Source organism: Candidatus Pelagibacter communis, assembly GCF_001179925.1.
Taxonomy (GTDB): domain Bacteria; phylum Pseudomonadota; class Alphaproteobacteria; order Pelagibacterales; family Pelagibacteraceae; genus Pelagibacter; species Pelagibacter ubique_E.
Genome location: NZ_CVSF01000017.1, coordinates 1 through 16111 on the forward strand (window position 1 = coordinate 1; position 16111 = coordinate 16111).

Annotated in this window: 17 protein-coding genes; 10 read left to right on the top strand and 7 right to left on the bottom strand. The window is 29.8% G+C overall.

Annotation, left to right across the window (positions count from 1 at the left end):
• The 6 genes from AMN70_RS00895 to AMN70_RS00920 all read left to right on the top strand — a co-directional run.
• Positions 1–681: FAD-dependent oxidoreductase (locus AMN70_RS00895; RefSeq protein ID WP_143323397.1), on the top strand; the 681-nt coding region annotated here is incomplete at its 5' end.
• Complete coding sequence (locus AMN70_RS00900) at positions 681–956, top strand: sarcosine oxidase subunit delta (RefSeq protein ID WP_075501136.1); 276 nt, start codon at positions 681–683, stop codon at positions 954–956. The genes AMN70_RS00895 and AMN70_RS00900, both read left to right, overlap by 1 nt.
• A gap of 1 nt (position 957) precedes the next feature.
• Positions 958–3963, top strand: coding sequence for a sarcosine oxidase subunit alpha family protein (locus AMN70_RS00905; protein WP_075501137.1), 3006 nt, complete (start codon positions 958–960; stop codon positions 3961–3963).
• Positions 3956–4519, top strand: coding sequence for a sarcosine oxidase subunit gamma (locus tag AMN70_RS00910; protein ID WP_075501138.1), 564 nt, complete (start codon positions 3956–3958; stop codon positions 4517–4519). Before AMN70_RS00905 ends, AMN70_RS00910 begins: the two co-directional genes overlap by 8 nt.
• Positions 4520–4553: 34 nt before the next feature.
• On the top strand, positions 4554–5321 hold the full coding sequence (locus AMN70_RS00915; protein ID WP_075501139.1) for a transporter substrate-binding domain-containing protein: 768 nt from the start codon (positions 4554–4556) through the stop codon (positions 5319–5321).
• 40 nt (positions 5322–5361) lie between these two features.
• Positions 5362–6093, top strand: a complete 732-nt coding sequence (locus AMN70_RS00920; RefSeq protein ID WP_075501140.1) for an amino acid ABC transporter permease — start codon at positions 5362–5364, stop codon at positions 6091–6093.
• Positions 6094–6121: 28 nt separating this feature from the next.
• Here AMN70_RS00920 and AMN70_RS00925 read toward each other — a convergent pair whose 3' ends face one another.
• The 7 genes from AMN70_RS00925 to gatC are packed head-to-tail and all read right to left on the bottom strand — an operon-like array spanning position 6122 to position 12746.
• Complete coding sequence (locus tag AMN70_RS00925) at positions 6122–6625, bottom strand: thermonuclease family protein (protein WP_075501141.1); 504 nt, start codon at positions 6623–6625, stop codon at positions 6122–6124.
• Positions 6588–7958 carry an MATE family efflux transporter gene (locus AMN70_RS00930; RefSeq protein WP_075501142.1) on the bottom strand — a complete coding sequence of 457 codons (1371 nt, stop codon included), beginning with the start codon at positions 7956–7958 and terminating at the stop codon, positions 6588–6590. The genes AMN70_RS00925 and AMN70_RS00930 overlap by 38 nt, the downstream gene beginning before the upstream one ends.
• Positions 7959–7966: 8 nt before the next feature.
• On the bottom strand, positions 7967–8875 hold the full coding sequence (locus tag AMN70_RS00935; RefSeq protein WP_075501143.1) for an oxygen-dependent tRNA uridine(34) hydroxylase TrhO: 909 nt from the start codon (positions 8873–8875) through the stop codon (positions 7967–7969).
• The gene (locus AMN70_RS00940; protein WP_075501144.1) at positions 8875–9525 is read right to left on the bottom strand and encodes an O-methyltransferase; all 651 of its coding nucleotides are present in this window, start codon (positions 9523–9525) and stop codon (positions 8875–8877) included. The genes AMN70_RS00935 and AMN70_RS00940 overlap by 1 nt, the downstream gene beginning before the upstream one ends.
• 1 nt (position 9526) lies before the next feature.
• Positions 9527–11005: an Asp-tRNA(Asn)/Glu-tRNA(Gln) amidotransferase subunit GatB gene (gene gatB, locus AMN70_RS00945; protein WP_075501145.1), complete on the bottom strand. Its 1479-nt coding sequence runs from the start codon at positions 11003–11005 to the stop codon at positions 9527–9529.
• A complete protein-coding gene (gene gatA / locus AMN70_RS00950; protein WP_075501146.1) occupies positions 11002–12459 on the bottom strand; it encodes an Asp-tRNA(Asn)/Glu-tRNA(Gln) amidotransferase subunit GatA in 1458 nt (485 codons plus the stop codon). The genes gatB and gatA overlap by 4 nt, the downstream gene beginning before the upstream one ends.
• Positions 12459–12746, bottom strand: a complete 288-nt coding sequence (gatC, locus tag AMN70_RS00955; protein WP_075501147.1) for an Asp-tRNA(Asn)/Glu-tRNA(Gln) amidotransferase subunit GatC — start codon at positions 12744–12746, stop codon at positions 12459–12461. The genes gatA and gatC overlap by 1 nt, the downstream gene beginning before the upstream one ends.
• 50 nt (positions 12747–12796) lie before the next feature.
• On the opposite strand from gatC, the gene ruvX reads away from it, so the two are divergent.
• From ruvX to plsY, 4 genes are read left to right on the top strand one after another with little or no spacing between them, the layout of a single operon-like run.
• Complete coding sequence (ruvX, locus tag AMN70_RS00960; RefSeq protein WP_075501148.1) at positions 12797–13252, top strand: Holliday junction resolvase RuvX; 456 nt, start codon at positions 12797–12799, stop codon at positions 13250–13252.
• 42 nt (positions 13253–13294) lie between these two features.
• Positions 13295–14236, top strand: a complete 942-nt coding sequence (locus AMN70_RS00965) for an aspartate carbamoyltransferase catalytic subunit (protein ID WP_075501149.1) — start codon at positions 13295–13297, stop codon at positions 14234–14236.
• Positions 14236–15522 (top strand): dihydroorotase, encoded by a 1287-nt coding sequence (gene pyrC, locus AMN70_RS00970; RefSeq protein ID WP_075501150.1) that lies wholly within the window; start codon positions 14236–14238, stop codon positions 15520–15522. The genes AMN70_RS00965 and pyrC overlap by 1 nt, the downstream gene beginning before the upstream one ends.
• A gap of 1 nt (position 15523) precedes the next feature.
• Positions 15524–16102, top strand: coding sequence for a glycerol-3-phosphate 1-O-acyltransferase PlsY (gene plsY / locus AMN70_RS00975; protein ID WP_075501151.1), 579 nt, complete (start codon positions 15524–15526; stop codon positions 16100–16102).
• Positions 16103–16111: the final 9 nt, after the last annotated feature.

The window sequence follows — 16111 nt, forward strand, 5'->3', positions numbered from 1 at the left end:
TATGCAAGAGGAGCTGATGAAATGGGAGTTGATATAATTCAAAATTGTGAGGTAAAAGCAATTAAAAGAAATGGAGATTTTGTTGAAGGTATAGAAACAACGAAAGGATATATTAAAACTAAGAAAATTGGTGTAGTAGCAGCTGGTCATTCAAGTGTGATAGCTAATATGGTTGGTTTAAAACTACCTTTAGAAAGTAAACCTCTTCAAGCTTTGGTTTCAGAACCTGTAAAACCAATAATTGATACAGTTGTTATGTCAAATGCTGTTCACGCTTATGTAAGCCAGTCTGATAAAGGTGAGCTAGTAATTGGTGCAGGAACTGACGATTATGTTTCATATTCACAAAAAGGAAGTCACGATATTGTAGAAGGAACATTAAATGCAATTTTAGAGTTATATCCAATATTCAGTCGTATGAGAATGTTAAGGCAATGGGGTGGAATAGTAGATATTTGTCCTGATGCGAGTCCAATTATAAGTAAAACATCGATCAAAGGCTTATACTTTAATTGTGGTTGGGGAACAGGAGGATTTAAAGCAACACCAGGATCTGGTGATTTATTTGCTCATACTATAGCAAATGATGAACCTCATAAACTAAATGCTGCATTCAATATAAACAGATTTGTAAGTGGAGACCTTGTTGACGAACACGGTGCAGCGGCTGTAGCTCACTAATGTTTCTCATTATTTGTCCGTACTGTGGTGAGAGAGAACAAAGTGAATTCAAAGCTGGTGGAGAAGCTCATATAGTTAGACCTAAACAACCCACTGAATTAAGTGATGATGAATGGGCTGAATACCTTTTTATGAGAAAAAATATCAAAGGGATACAATTTGAGAGATGGAATCATATTCATGGATGTAGGAAATGGTTTAATATGGTTCGGGACACTTCAAATGATGAAATAAAAGCAGTTTACAAAATGGGTGAAAAACCACCATCAATTTAAAATGTCAAAAAATTTAAGAACTAAAACTAGTAAATTTATAGATGAAACTACTCGAATTTCATTTAGATTTGACGGAAAAAAATATTTTGGTTTTAGAGGAGACACTTTAGCTTCAGCTCTTTTGGCAAATAATATTCATTTAGTTGGAAGAAGTTTTAAATATCACAGACCACGGGGAATAATGACTGCAGGTTCTGAAGAACCAAACGCTATAGTTCAGCTTAATAATAATTCATCTAGAACAGAACCTAATGTAAGAGCTACAGAAATAGAGATATATGAGGGATTAGAAGCCTCTAGTCAAAATTGTTGGCCTAGTGTGAAATTTGATATAGGAGGAATAAATAATTTTTTAAGCCCAATATTACCTGCTGGTTTTTATTATAAAACTTTTATGTGGCCAGCAAGTTTCTGGGAAAAATACGAATATTTCATAAGAAAATCTGCAGGATTAGGTAAATCTCCCACTAAACCTGATCCTGATATTTATGAACATAAATATATTCATTGCGATGTATTGATTATAGGGGCTGGTATTTCAGGAGTAATGGCGGCAAAAATTGCTGCAAAAAATGGATTTAAAACACTTTTAGTTGACGAAAAATCATATTTAGGGGGCTCAACTATTTATCAAAATTCAGAAAACTTTAAAATTAATAATCAAGTTTCAAACTCATGGTTAGAAAAAGAGATCAATGAAATAAAGAAATTTAAAAATCTAGAAATTAAAACAAGAACAAGTGTAGCAGCTTTTCATGGATATAATTATTTGTTAGCTCGAGAAAATTTAACAGATCACTTACCGTTAGATCAGCGAAAAGATAAAACTCGTCAAAGATTGCTTAAAATAAGAGCAAAAAAAGTTATTACAGCAACTGGATCTTTAGAAAGACCATTGATTTTTGACAATAATGATCGTCCTGGGATTCTACTTTCATCAGCTATCAAGACGTATGCAAATCTTTATGGTGTGGCATGTGGTGAAAAAAATGTTCTTTTTACAAACAACGATAGTGCTTACGAAACTGCTATCAGCTTGTATCAAAAAGGTATCAATATAGAGGCTATTATTGATAATAGAGAAGAAGTTGATTCAAAATTAATAAAGGAAACTGAAAAAAATAATATTAAAGTCTATAAAGGATATACCGTAGTCAATACTTCAGGTTATAAAAGAATTAATAAGATTTCAATAATGCAGCTATCAAAAGACGGTCAAAAAGTAACTGGTAACAAAATATTTATTGAATGTGACTGTCTTGGAGTTTCTGGAGGATGGACACCAGCAGTACATCTTTTTACACAATCAGGTGGTAAATTAAAATTTAGAGATGAAGATCAAGTTTTTATTCCAAAAACATATCCTTCAGATCAAATCAGTATAGGCTCATGTAATGGTGATTTTACTTTAGATGAAATATTATCAAGCATCCCTAATAAATTAAAAGTATTTTTAAATATCAAACATACAGTTTATGAAAATATAGAAGTACAATCTCCATTTAATAAATCAAAAAGAAATATATGGTTACTTCCTTCAGATAAAAATATTGGAAAAACAAAATCATTTGTTGATTATCAAAATGATGCTACTGCAAAAGATATTAAATTAGCTTTAAGAGAAGGATTTAGATCAATTGAACATGTTAAAAGATATACAACAACTGGTATGGGAACTGATCAAGGTAAACTTGGAAATATGCATGCTCTAGGAATTATTTCTGAGACAGCTGGATCAAAAATGGGAGAACTTGGAACTACAACCTTCAGACCACCCTACACTCCTCTTACATTTGGAACCATTGTTGGAAGAAATGTTGGTGAATACTTTGATGTGTTTCGAAAAACTCCAATTCATGAATGGCATGTTAAAAATAATGCTAAATTTGAAAACGTTGGGCAGTGGAAAAGATCATGGTACTATCCAAAAAATGGTGAGAGTATGCATGATGCAGTTCAAAGAGAAAGTAAAGCGGCTAGAGATAGTGCTGGTATATTAGATGCATCAACGCTAGGTAAAATTGATATTCAAGGAACTGATGCTTCTGAATTTTTGAACAGAGTTTATACCAACTCTTGGTCAAAACTCTCTATTGGGAAGTGTCGTTATGGACTAATGCTTAATGAAGATGGTATGGTTTATGATGATGGGGTTACAACGAGATTAAGTGAAAATCATTATATTATGACTACTACAACTGGTGGTGCTGCAACTGTTTTGGGAAAGCTAGAAGATTATCTTCAAACTGAATGGCCTGAATTGGATGTTTATTTAACCTCGGTTACTGATCACTATGCAACAATAAGTGTTTGTGGACCAAATAGTAGGAAAATTGTTTCTAAGATTATTCCCGATCTTGATTTCTCAGATGAAAGTTTTCCACATATGTCTTTTAAAAATGTAAAGATCGGTAAAATTAAATGCAGATTAATGAGGATAAGTTTTACAGGCGAACTTAGCTACGAAATAAATGTTCAGGCCAATTATAGTAAATCATTATGGGAAAGATGTATGGAAGCAGGAAAAGAATTCAATATTACTCCATATGGTACTGAAACTATGCATTTATTAAGAGCTGAAAAAGGATTTATTATAGTCGGCCAAGATACTGACGCAACAATGACCCCTATAGACTTACAAATGGATTGGATAGTCAGCAAAAAGAAATATGATTTTATAGGAAAAAGATCTTTATATAGATCTGATACAATTAAAGAGGATAGAAAACAATTAGTTGGTCTATTAACAGAAAACCCAGAAGAAATATTAGAAGAAGGTGCCCAAATTATAGCTGATATAAATAAATCACCTATTGAAATGTTAGGTCATGTAACTTCAAGTTATTACAGTCCAAACCTAAAAAAATCTATCGCTCTTGGGGTTGTTAGAGGAGGAAAAAATATGATGGGTCAAAAATTAATTATTCCAATGGAGAATAAACAAATTAATGTAACTGTTGCAGACCCAGTATTTTTAGACAAGGAGAATAAAAGATTAAATGCTTAATTACTCAAATGTTATAACCGAAGCAAAATCTTACTCAGGTTTACAAATGAAAGAAATCAAACCTGTTATGAAATTAATGATAAGAGGTAAAAAAAGAGAATTTTTATCTGCTGTTGGTAAATCATTAAATTTATTACTACCAACAGAAGCTAACACATTATCAAGAAGTGAAAAGTTAACTGCTCTTTGGCTGAGCCCGGATGAATGGATGATTTACTCTAATGAAACTTTAAAATCTGAAAGTAATGACTATGAAACTGAAAATTTATTAAATAAAAATATTTCTAAAACAAATTTAGGTGCTGTGACAGATGTAACCGATCAATTTGTTATGATAAATATCAAAGGTGATAAAATCTTTGACTTATTTGAGACTGGATCCCCTTTTAATTTTAATGATTTTAGAAATAAAAAAGGCTCTGTTACTCAAACGATTCTCGCTAAAATTGATGTTATTATTCATAATCAAAACCAAAATGAAGTAAATCTTTTTGTAAGACGTTCATTTTCACAACATTTATTCTCTTGGATGAATGATAGTGCGTCAAGATTATAGTTTCAATTATTTTTTCAAGTAGTTACTAAATAGAATGAAAAAATTATTTCTTATAGCATTATTTGCTCTTTTACCCTTTTCTTTAAATGCAGAGTCTAATTTAGACAAAATTTTATCATCAGGAGTTTTAAAAGTTGGAACAACTGGTGATTGGGATCCTATGACAATGAAAGATCCAGCGACAAATAAATATAAAGGTTTTGATATAGATGTAATGAATGAACTTGCAAAAGACATGGGTGTCAAAATAGAGTTTGTACCTGCTGAATGGAAAACAATTGTTTCAGGTATAACATCTGGAAGATATGATATTTCAACAAGTGTAACAAAAACTCCAAAAAGAGCTGAGGTAGCAGGTTTTACAGATACATATTATAAATATGGAACTGTTCCACTAGTACTTAAGAAAAATTTAAAAAAATTCTCAACATGGGACTCTTTAAATAACTCAAATGTAACAATTGCTACTACTCTTGGTACATCTCAAGAGGAAAAAGCAAAAGAATTTTTTCCTAAATCAAAATTAAATTCGGTCGAAGCACCAGCAAGAGACTTTCAAGAAGTTTTAGCTGGTAGAGCTGATGGTAATATAACAAGTTCAACTGAAGCTAATAAATTAGTAATTAAATACCCTCAACTAGCTATAGTTCCTGATGGAGAAAAAAATCCAGCCTTCTTAGCTATGATGGTTCCAAAAGGTGATGAAAAATGGAATAGTTATGTTAATGATTGGATTAAGAAGAAAAAATCATCAGGTTTCTTCACTAACTTATTAGCTAAATATAATTTAAAAAGTTTATAATCAATTAGTAATTAATTCTTAATTCTTTATAACTTTAAGAGTGAGAAATTTATTTTTTTTACTTTTAATTTTACCTTTGACCTCATGTGGAAAGAGTGAACTTAATTGGTTAATTTTATCTCCTAATAACATAGAGGGATTAACCAATTTAAAATTTTTATTAAGTGGTTTAACTACAACTATTTTCATTTCTATAGTTTCAATAATTATTTCTATATTTTTAGGGCTAGTTGTTGCAATTCCCTCTTTAGCTAAGAATAAATTTTTGACTTACCTAAATATAGGTTATGTGGAAATAGTAAGAGCAATACCATTATTGGTTCTAATTTTATGGATTTATTATGGTTTACCTATAATGACAGGTATAAGTTTTAGTCCATTTGTCTCTGGTATCATAGCTTTATCAATTAGTGAAAGTGCTTTTCAGGCTGAAATTTTTAGAGCAGGTATTAATTCAATCAAAAAGTCTCAATGGGAAGCTGGAAGTTCACTAGGTTTAAATTTTTTTAGAAAGTTGAAATTAATTATCCTTCCTCAGGCAATTAAGAATATTTTACCAGCAATTGGAAATCAATTTGTGTATGTTTTAAAGATGTCTTCATTAGTATCTATTATTGGTATTGGAGACTTAACAAGAAAAGCTAATGAATTAGTCGTTACAACTTATAGACCTCTTGAAATATATACTTTTTTGATACTTGAATATCTAATCTTGATCTTAATAGTTTCCTACTTTGTAAGAAAACTTGAGAAGAAGTTAAAAAAAGATTGATTATTATTTTATTTTAAACCTGAATTATCTATTGATTTCTTTTTTTCCATTCCCATGGATATTCAAACTTCATATTCCATAATCCTAATTTATTCATCTTGGCATATTCTTGATCTTTTGCATATTTTCCTTTTGAGTAATAAGGCCAATCAAAAGCGTAGCCATTTCTGACCATAAATACAGATAAGCTTTCATCTTTTATAAAACACTCTCCTACTAATCTTTTGTATTTATCCTTTTTCTTCTCAATTATACAATTTACTCGATTGTTTCCTATTTTTTTGATCAACTTGTCTTTAGATAATTGTCCACAAAAAACTTCTTCATTATTTAATATACAAGTTTGTTTTTTACCTCTGTAATTACTTTCAGGAGCATCAATTCCTCCGAATCTAATTTTTTTTCCATCTAAATTTATTGTGTCACCATCAATAACTTTAACTTCTACAGACTTAACATCATTATATGTAAGAAAAAAAAATATTAGTAAAATACTAATAACTAAAAAGAGGTTTGTTTTGTTTAAATACATTATTTAGAAAATATCCAATAAATATTAAAACAACAATCCCCATAGCCCAATTTGTAGCCATGATTGTATAGAAAATATCCTCATAATCACCACCCCTGATATTAATTACGTACCATAAACTTAAAAAAGGAAATGCAGTTAATCTTAGAATACTTAAATAAAGACTATAAAGAGGTTTTTTAACAGCTTGAAATACCGCTGTGGTAATAAAGAACACTGGATAAATTGGTCCAATTAATGCTGCAACTTTTAAATAAATAGCTCCACTAGCAACTGCTTCTTGGTTGTCAGTAAATAAAGAAACAAAAAATTCTGCCCCAAAAAATATTATTATTCCAGCAATTGCCATGAATGAAGAACCAAATAATAAAGCTTTAGTGTAGAGTTCTCTAATTCTATCATAAGCTTTAGCTCCAAAATTCTGTCCACCAATAGAAAGAACCGCTGTATTTAACCCAATAACTGGTAGTAAAAAAACTTGTTCAACCCTTAATGCAGCTCCATAACCAGCAGTAGCTAGATCACCAAACTGCCCAATAAAATATAAGATATTAAATATACCTACCCCAATAAATAACATGCTAAACATAACGGGGACGGCTTGTGTCGTTAGTGGTTTTAAATACTCATACTTGGGAAAAAAACATTGTAATTTTAGATATTCTTTTATCTTACAATTATTAACTTTGTAAGCCAGGTAGATTGTTCCGATTAACTGTGAAATCACTGTAGCTATTGCTAGTCCAGCAATACCAAATCCGGGTATAAACCCATATCCCCATATAAAAAGAGGATTTAAAAAAATGTTGAGAAAAAAACTAAATATTAAAACGTTTCTATAACTTCTTGTATCACCTTGAGCATTTAAAGTTCCATTTAATGAAATTTGTATTAATACAATAAAAGTTCCATAAAAAATGATATCTAGATATTCTCTAGTTAAAGCTATACCAGCAGCATCAGATCCCATAATACCTAGTAAATAATTTGAAGCATTCAAACCAAATAGGGTTACAAATATTGATACAGTTAGAGCAAAAATAAGAGACTGAGCAATATACATAGAGGCAACTCTTACTTTTTTTTCACCTATAGAATTACCAATTAAAGCATTTGTTGCTGCACCTAATCCAACACCAACAGCAATAATAGTAAAATAAATTGGAAAAGATTTAGCAATAGCACCTATCGCTTCTGCTGAAATTCTACCAGCAAACCAAGTATCAACTAAATTGTAAAAAGTTTGAAACAATGAGCCAACACTTGCGGGTATAGTGACTTTTCTTAATAGAGTCCAAATTGGATCTTTAGTTAATTTTATTGATTTAGACAAAGTAATCCTTATTTAAATTCTTTTTGAAAAATATGTTTTTTTCCAGATTGTTTTGCTTTGTATATCTGACTTTGTCTCATTCTAAAACGTGATTTTTGAGTTTCTGTTAATTTATCATGACAATTTGAACAAGAAACTCCTTCTTCATACTTATTCGATCTTTTATCTTTTGAAGATATAGGCATTCTACATCCACTACACATAGAATAAGTACCTGACTTTAATCCATGTCTTAGACTAATTCTATTATCAAATACAAAACACTCACCTTTCCATAAACTTTCATTTTTTTTTATCTTATTTAGATAATTTAAAATACCACCATTTAGCTGATAAATATTTTTAAATCCTTTCTTCTTTAAGTAAATAGAAGTTTTTTCACAACGTATTCCACCGGTACAAAACATTGCTACTGGTTTATTTTTCTTCAGTTTATTTAAATATTTAGGGAAATCTCTAAAATTAGTTACATTTGGATTTACTGATCTTTTAAAAGTTCCAACCTTATATTCAAAAGGTTTTCTAGTATCAATTATGTGAGTTTCTTTATTCTTAATTAGTTTATTCCAATCTTTTGGGTCTAAATGAGATTTCATATTTCTCTCTTTAGGATTGATGATTAAATTCATAGGTACAATTTCTTTTTTAATCTTAACTTTTGGCTTATGAAAAGGTTGAAATTTAGATTTAGACTCATTGCTACTATCGAATTGTTTAAATGAGAATAAAGATTTCAATTTTTTGATAGTTTTATTAATATCTTTGATACTACCAGAAATAGTGCCATTTAATCCTTCTTTAGCAATGATTATAGTTCCCCTGATATGATTTAAAAAAAGGAACTTCTGTAAAAAATCTTTATTTTTTTTTAAAGATTTAATCTTTGCAAATTTATAAAAGCCAACAACTTTAAACATTATAAAACTCTACAAACAGTCATTCCGTCACCTAATGGAATAATGATTTGCTCTACCCTTTTATCTTCAGACACAAATTTATTAAATTCTCTAATATTTACAGTAAATTTATCATTATTTTTTTCATCAGCTACTTCACCATGCCATAAAACATTATCGATAATGATCAACCCACTTTTATTTAATAATTCTAAGGATTTTTCATAATATTCTTTATAATTCATTTTATCAGCATCAATAAAAATCATATCAAATTTATTATTTTTTAATTCTCTTAAGCTTTCAAGAGCAGGTTTAGTTATTGTTTGAATTTTATGATCTTGTTTTGCTTTTTTAAAAAAATCACATGCAATTTTGTTTGTCTCCTCATTTTTATCAAGGGCAATTAGTTTTCCCTCATCAGGTAAAGCGAGTGAAATTGTGAGGGCACTGAGACCTGTAAAAGTTCCAATTTCAAGAACATTTTTTATATTTGAAACTTTAATAATTAGGTGAAGAAAATGACATTGAATCGGATCAATCTGCATTCTTTTGATGTCACCTAAAGTTTTATTATAATTAATTATCTCTTGTTGAACTGGATGTAAATTTAATCCAAAATCATTTATATAATTTTGTAACTTTTCTGTAATATCAAGGTTTGCACCCATTCTACTGAAGTTTTTTCTTTAAAATTTCATTTATAAGTTGAGGGTTGGCTTTACCAGCAGAAGCTTTCATAGCTTGACCAACAAAGAAACCAAATAATTTTTCCTTACCTTGTTTATATTCAATTGCTTTTTCTCTATTATCATCAATTATTTTATCGATTAAAGCCTCTATCGCTTTAGGATCACTTTGTTGTTTAAGTCCTTTTTCTTCAACAATTTTTTGAGGATCTTTATCCCCGTCTAACATTAGTTCAAATACAGTCTTTGCTATTTTTCCTGAAATTGTTCCATTCTTTATTAAATTAACTAGTATAGCTAAATTCTTTGCACTTACTGGGCTTTGAGAAATTTCTAAATTTTTGTTGTTTAAAACTGCAAATAATTCACCTGTAATCCAGTTAACTGCTAATTTCATATCTTTGTTCTTACCCATCTTAGCTACAACTTCTTCAAAATATTTTGCTGTATCGATATCTGAGACTAAAATTGTTGCTTCATATGGCGACAGCTTAAATTCATCAATAAATCTTTTCTTTTTATCATCTGGTAATTCTGGGATATTATTTTTAAGTTCTTTAACAAATTCATCAGAAACTTCTAAAGGTAACAAATCAGGATCTGGGAAATATCTATAATCATGTGCATCTTCTTTTGATCGCATTGATCTTGTTTCATTTTTTTTTGTGTCAAATAATCTTGTCTCTTGATCAATTGATTTACCTTCTTCAATTAAATCAACTTGTCTATTTGCTTCATATTCAATGGCCATTTGCATAAATTTGATAGAGTTTACATTTTTAATTTCACACCTTGTTCCAAATTCTTTTGAACCTTTTGCTCTTACAGAAACATTTACATCTGCTCTTAATGATCCTTCTTGCATATTACCATCACATGTACCTAAATATCTCATTATTGATCTTAATTTTTTAATGTATAGACTCACTTCGTCAGGAGATCTAAGGTCTGGTTTGCTTACAATTTCCATTAAAGCCACACCAGATCTATTAAGGTCTACAAAAGTATTTTGAGGATCAAGATCATGAATACTTTTTCCTGCATCTTGTTCTAAATGCAATCTTTCAATGCCAACTTCTTTTTGTCCATCAGGCATGTCTAAAATGACTTTACCCTCACCAACTATAGGATCTTTAAATTGAGAAATTTGATATCCTTGAGGTAAATCTGCATAAAAATAATTTTTTCTATCAAATACAGAACGTTTATTAATTTTTGCATTAAGGCCAATACCAGTTTTAATAGCTTGTTTTACACAAAATTCATTTATTACAGGTAACATTCCTGGGAATGCTGCATCAACCAAACTTACCTGGGTATTTGGTTCGGCTCCAAATTTAGTAGCAGAGGTAGAAAATAATTTTGACTCTGATAATACTTGAGCATGAACCTCTAAACCAATAACAACCTCGTATTGATTATCTTTTCGATTGATTAAATATTCTGAATTTTTTTTACTCACTTAATCCACCAATCTGTAATTTTGTTTTTAAAATTAATCTTTTCTTCCATTGCAAAGGCGATATTTAATATATTTTGTTCATCAAAAGCTTTGCCAATTATTTGTAGGCCTAATGGGTATCCTTTTGAGTCATGTCCTGCTGGAATTGAAATTCCTGGTAAACCTGCAAGATTAACTGGGACTGTAAATATATCGTTAAGATACATCGAAACTGGATCATTTGTTTTTTCGCCTATCTTAAATGCTGAGCTTGGTGTTGACGGAGTTAAAATTGCATCAACCTTTTTATATGCTTCATCGAAATCATTTTTAATTAACTTTCTTACTTTTTGAGCTTTAAGATAGTAAGCATCATAGTAACCAGACGATAAAACATAAGTTCCTATCATTATTCTTCTTTGTACTTCAGCGCCAAAACCTTCAGATCTTGTCTTTTCATACATATCAATTAGATTTTCACCTTTAGCTCTAAATCCATACTTAACACCATCATATCTTGCTAGGTTTGAAGATGCTTCTGCAGGAGCAACAATATAATAAGTAGGCAAAGCATAATTAGTATGTGGTAATGAAATATCAATTGTTTCTGCGCCACAATCTTTGACATACTGAATTCCTTTTTGCCAAAGATCTTCAATTTCTTTTGGCATTCCATCAATTCTATATTCTTTTGGTATACCAATTTTTTTTCCTTTTATATTATTAGTAAGTTCTTTGCTGTATTGATTTCTTTTAAAATCTATTGAAGTGGAATCTTTTGGATCATAGGTACTAATTACCTCTTGTAGTAAAGCACAATCTTTAACATTTTGTGCCATTGGTCCTGCTTGATCTAATGATGATGCAAAAGCAACAATTCCGTAGCGTGAACAGCTTCCATAAGTGGGTTTTAATCCAACTGTTCCTGTAAAAGAAGCAGGTTGCCTTATTGAACCACCAGTATCAGTTCCAATTGTAATTGGTGTTAATTGTCCAGACACTGCTGAAGCAGACCCACCTGACGAACCACCTGGAACTAAATCTTTATCAATTGGATTTTGTACGCTACCAAAAAAACTAGTTTCATTTGATGAACCCATTGCAAATTCATCACAATTTAGTTTACCTAAAAGTATTGCACCTTCTTTCCAAATATTTTCGGTTACCGTTGATTCATATGTTGGTACAAAGTTATTTAAAATTTTACTACCAGCAGTTGTTTTAACATCTTTTGTACAAAATAAATCTTTTACTGCCATTGGAACACCTGGCAATTTTAAATCTAAATTAGGTTTTTGATCAAATTTTTTTGCTTTGTTTAAAGCTGATGTGAAATCTTCAGTAATATATGTATTCAATTCTTTAGACTTTTCAGATCTTTCAATAAATGCTTTAGTTACATCAGTTGAAGAAAGTTTTTTATTTTTAATATTTTCAACTAATTCTGTCAAAGTTTGTTTCGTGATATCTGACATTACTCTATTACCTTTGGTACAACAAAATAATCTTCATTATCTTGAGGAGAATTTTTAATTATTTGTTCTCTAATATTTTTACTTTTAACCTCGTCAGGCCTTAGTTTTAAGGTTGTTTCAGCTACAGAAGTTAAAGGTTCAACATTGTCTGTCTTTAGTTCATTAAGTTTTTCAATAAAATCAAAAATTGAATTTAAATCACCAGCTAATTTTTCAGCTTTTTTTTCATCAACTGAAATTCTTGATAATTTAGAGATATGTTTTATTGTTTTAAGATCTATACTCATATGCTATTTAAATATGACGCAAACTATCACTTAAGTTTAAAATATACAATATGGTCACTTTAGAGGAATTTAAAAAAAAATACTCGGATAAATGTAGATTGATAGGTTTAGACCTTGGTTCTAAAAGAATCGGAGTATCTATTTGTGATGAAAAACAACTAATTGCTACACCTTTAAAAACAATAAATAGAAACACTTTAAATGAATTAATTTCTGAACTTAAATTGATCATTCATGAAAATGATATTAAGGGAATCATAATTGGAAATCCTCTTAATATGGATGGTTCATCGGGTAGATCTACCCAATCTGTAAAGGACACCTCTCAAAAAATTGAAGAAAAAATCAACATACCTATTTGTTTATGGGATGAAAGATTATCAACAGTTGGTGCCTTTAACTTATCTAGTCAATTAGATGTCAATGTAAGTAAAAGAGAAAAGAAAATCGATGAAAATGCAGCAGCCTTTATATTGCAAGGTGCGATAGATTTTTTAAATAATTAATGCTTGATATTGTAGAGGTTTATAGTTATAGAGTTGGTTTTAATGGCAATTAAAACAAATAAAGCTATTAAAATCTCCCAAAAACATTTGTTAGGTATCCAAGATTTATCAATTAATGATGTTAATTTGATACTTGATGAAGCACATGCGTTTATAAAAGTTAATCAAAGTAAAAACAAAAAAATAGATGTTTTGAGGGGAAAGACTCAAATCAATCTATTCTTTGAGCCTTCTACAAGAACACAAAGTTCATTTGAATTAGCTGGAAAAAGACTTGGAGCAGACGTTATGTCTATGAATATAAGTAACTCTGCAATTAAAAAAGGTGAAACATTAATCGATACAGCCATGACTTTAAATGCGATGCATCCAGATATTATTGTAGTTAGACATCAAGACTCTGGGGCTTGTAACTTACTTTCGCAAAAAGTAAATTGTGCGGTGCTAAATGCTGGGGATGGAAGAAGAGAGCACCCTACTCAAGCTCTTTTAGATGCTTTAACAATTATAACTCGAAAAAATAAAATTGAAGGATTGAAAATTGCAATATGTGGAGACATTCTGCATTCAAGAGTAGCAAGATCAAATATTTATCTTCTCAATATGCTTGGAGCTGAAGTAAATATAATTGCTCCAACAAATCTTATGCCGAAAGAAATTGAAAAATTTGGTGTTAATACCTTTACTGATATGAAAAAAGGATTGAAAGATTGTGATATCGTGATGATGCTAAGATTGCAAAATGAAAGAATGACAAGTTCATATCTTTCTTCAAATAGAGAGTATTATGAATATTACGGTTTAACTCCTGATAAACTTGAGCATGCTAAATCTGATGCATTAATTATGCATCCTGGACCAATGAATAGAGGTATAGAAATAGATACAATATTAGCAGATGACATAAATAAAAGCGTAATTAAAGAACAAGTTGAACTAGGTGTAGCTGTAAGAATGGCTTGTTTAAAGATATTTTGTACATGATGAAAAAACAATATTTCATAAACGCTAACATAATTGACCCTCATAATTCAATCAATGAAGTTGGAGGTTTGATTATAAGTGAAGAAGGTAAAATCGAAGCCATTGGGAAAAAAGTAAATACTAATAATTTACCTACTAGGGAAAAACCAATTGATTTAAAAGGAAAGTATATTTTTCCAGGCTTGGTAGACATGAGAGTTTTTGTTGGTGAACCCGGATATGAATATAAAGAAAACTTTAGAACCTTAAGTAATGCCGCATTATCTGGTGGAGTTACATCAGTAGTTACGATGCCAAATACAGATCCAATTATAGATAATGTATCTATAGTCGACTTTTTAAAAAGAAGAGGAAGAGATAAGTCAAAAATAAACATTTTTCCATCTGCTTCTCTTACAAAAAATATTGAAGGCACCAACATGACAGAGTTTGGTCTTTTACAAGCCAAAGGGATAATTGCTTTCACTGATGGAATAAAAACAATTCAAAATCCTAGATTAATGTCAAGAATAATGAACTCTGCTAAAGATTTAGGTTGTTTGATAATGCAACACGCTGAGGACTACGAACTTGCAAAGAATGGAATGATAAATTCTGGAATAATTGCATCTAAATTGGGATTATCAGGCATACCAGAAATCGCAGAAAGAATTTTAATAGAGAGAGATTTAACATTACTAGAGAAAGTCAAATGTAGATATCATATATCTCAATTATCATCACAAAAATCTGTTGAAGTTATTAAATATAGAAAGGAAGTTGTTAAATTTAGCTCAGGGGTTTCGATTAATAACTTGTCCTTAAATGAAAATGACATTGGAGATTTTAGAACTTTTTTAAAGTTATCTCCCCCATTAAGAAGAGAAGAAGATAGATTGGCTCTAGTGCAAGGATTAAAAGATGGCTTAATTGATGTAATTGTTTCAGATCATAAGCCTGAAGATGAAGAATCAAAAAGATTAACTTTTGCTCAAGCTGCTACTGGTGCATCTGGTATTGAAACACTGCTATCTTTAAGTTTAGAATTATATCATAATGGATCTCTCAAACTTGAGTCTATAATTAAAGCTTTGACATCTAATCCTGCAAAAATTCTAAAAATAAATAAAGGTAACCTGTCTATAGGAAATGATGCCGATCTATGTATAGTTGATATTGATAAACCATGGATTGTAAAAAAAGATAAATTGATCTCTAAATCAAAAAATACCTCAATAGAGGATAAAAAACTTCAAGGTAAAGTAACAAATACATTTGTAAAAGGAAAAGAATTATTTAAGCTATAGAATGGATGTTTTTTTGATAGGTGTTATCTCTTACCTCATGGGTTCAATTCCATTTGGATTCCTACTGACAAAAATATTTTTAAATAAAGATATAAGAGAAATTGGCTCAGGTAACATTGGAGCGACAAATGTTATAAGAACTGGAAATAAAACTATTGGTTACTCAACATTAATACTGGATATTTTAAAGGCTGTGGCTCCAGTTATTTATGTAAAAATTTTTTATCAAGATTTTTTATATATTGCTTCTTTATGTGCTTTCCTAGGTCATGTGTTTCCAGTTTGGCTAAAATTTAAAGGTGGAAAAGGTGTTGCTACATATGTTGGTATCTTATTTGCTATCAATTTTTATTTTGGAATTATTTTTATTATATCTTGGTTTGCAACATTTTTTATTTCTAAATTTTCTTCTCTTTCATCTTTAATTGGAGCAGCCTCTATACCAATATATTTATTGATTTTAAATCAATTCAATCAGGTAATTTTTTTTACAATAATGTTTGTCTTGATATTTTTTACTCATAGAGAAAATATTAAAAGATTGAAAAATAAAGAAGAAACAGAGACAAAAATTTATTAAATTGACTAT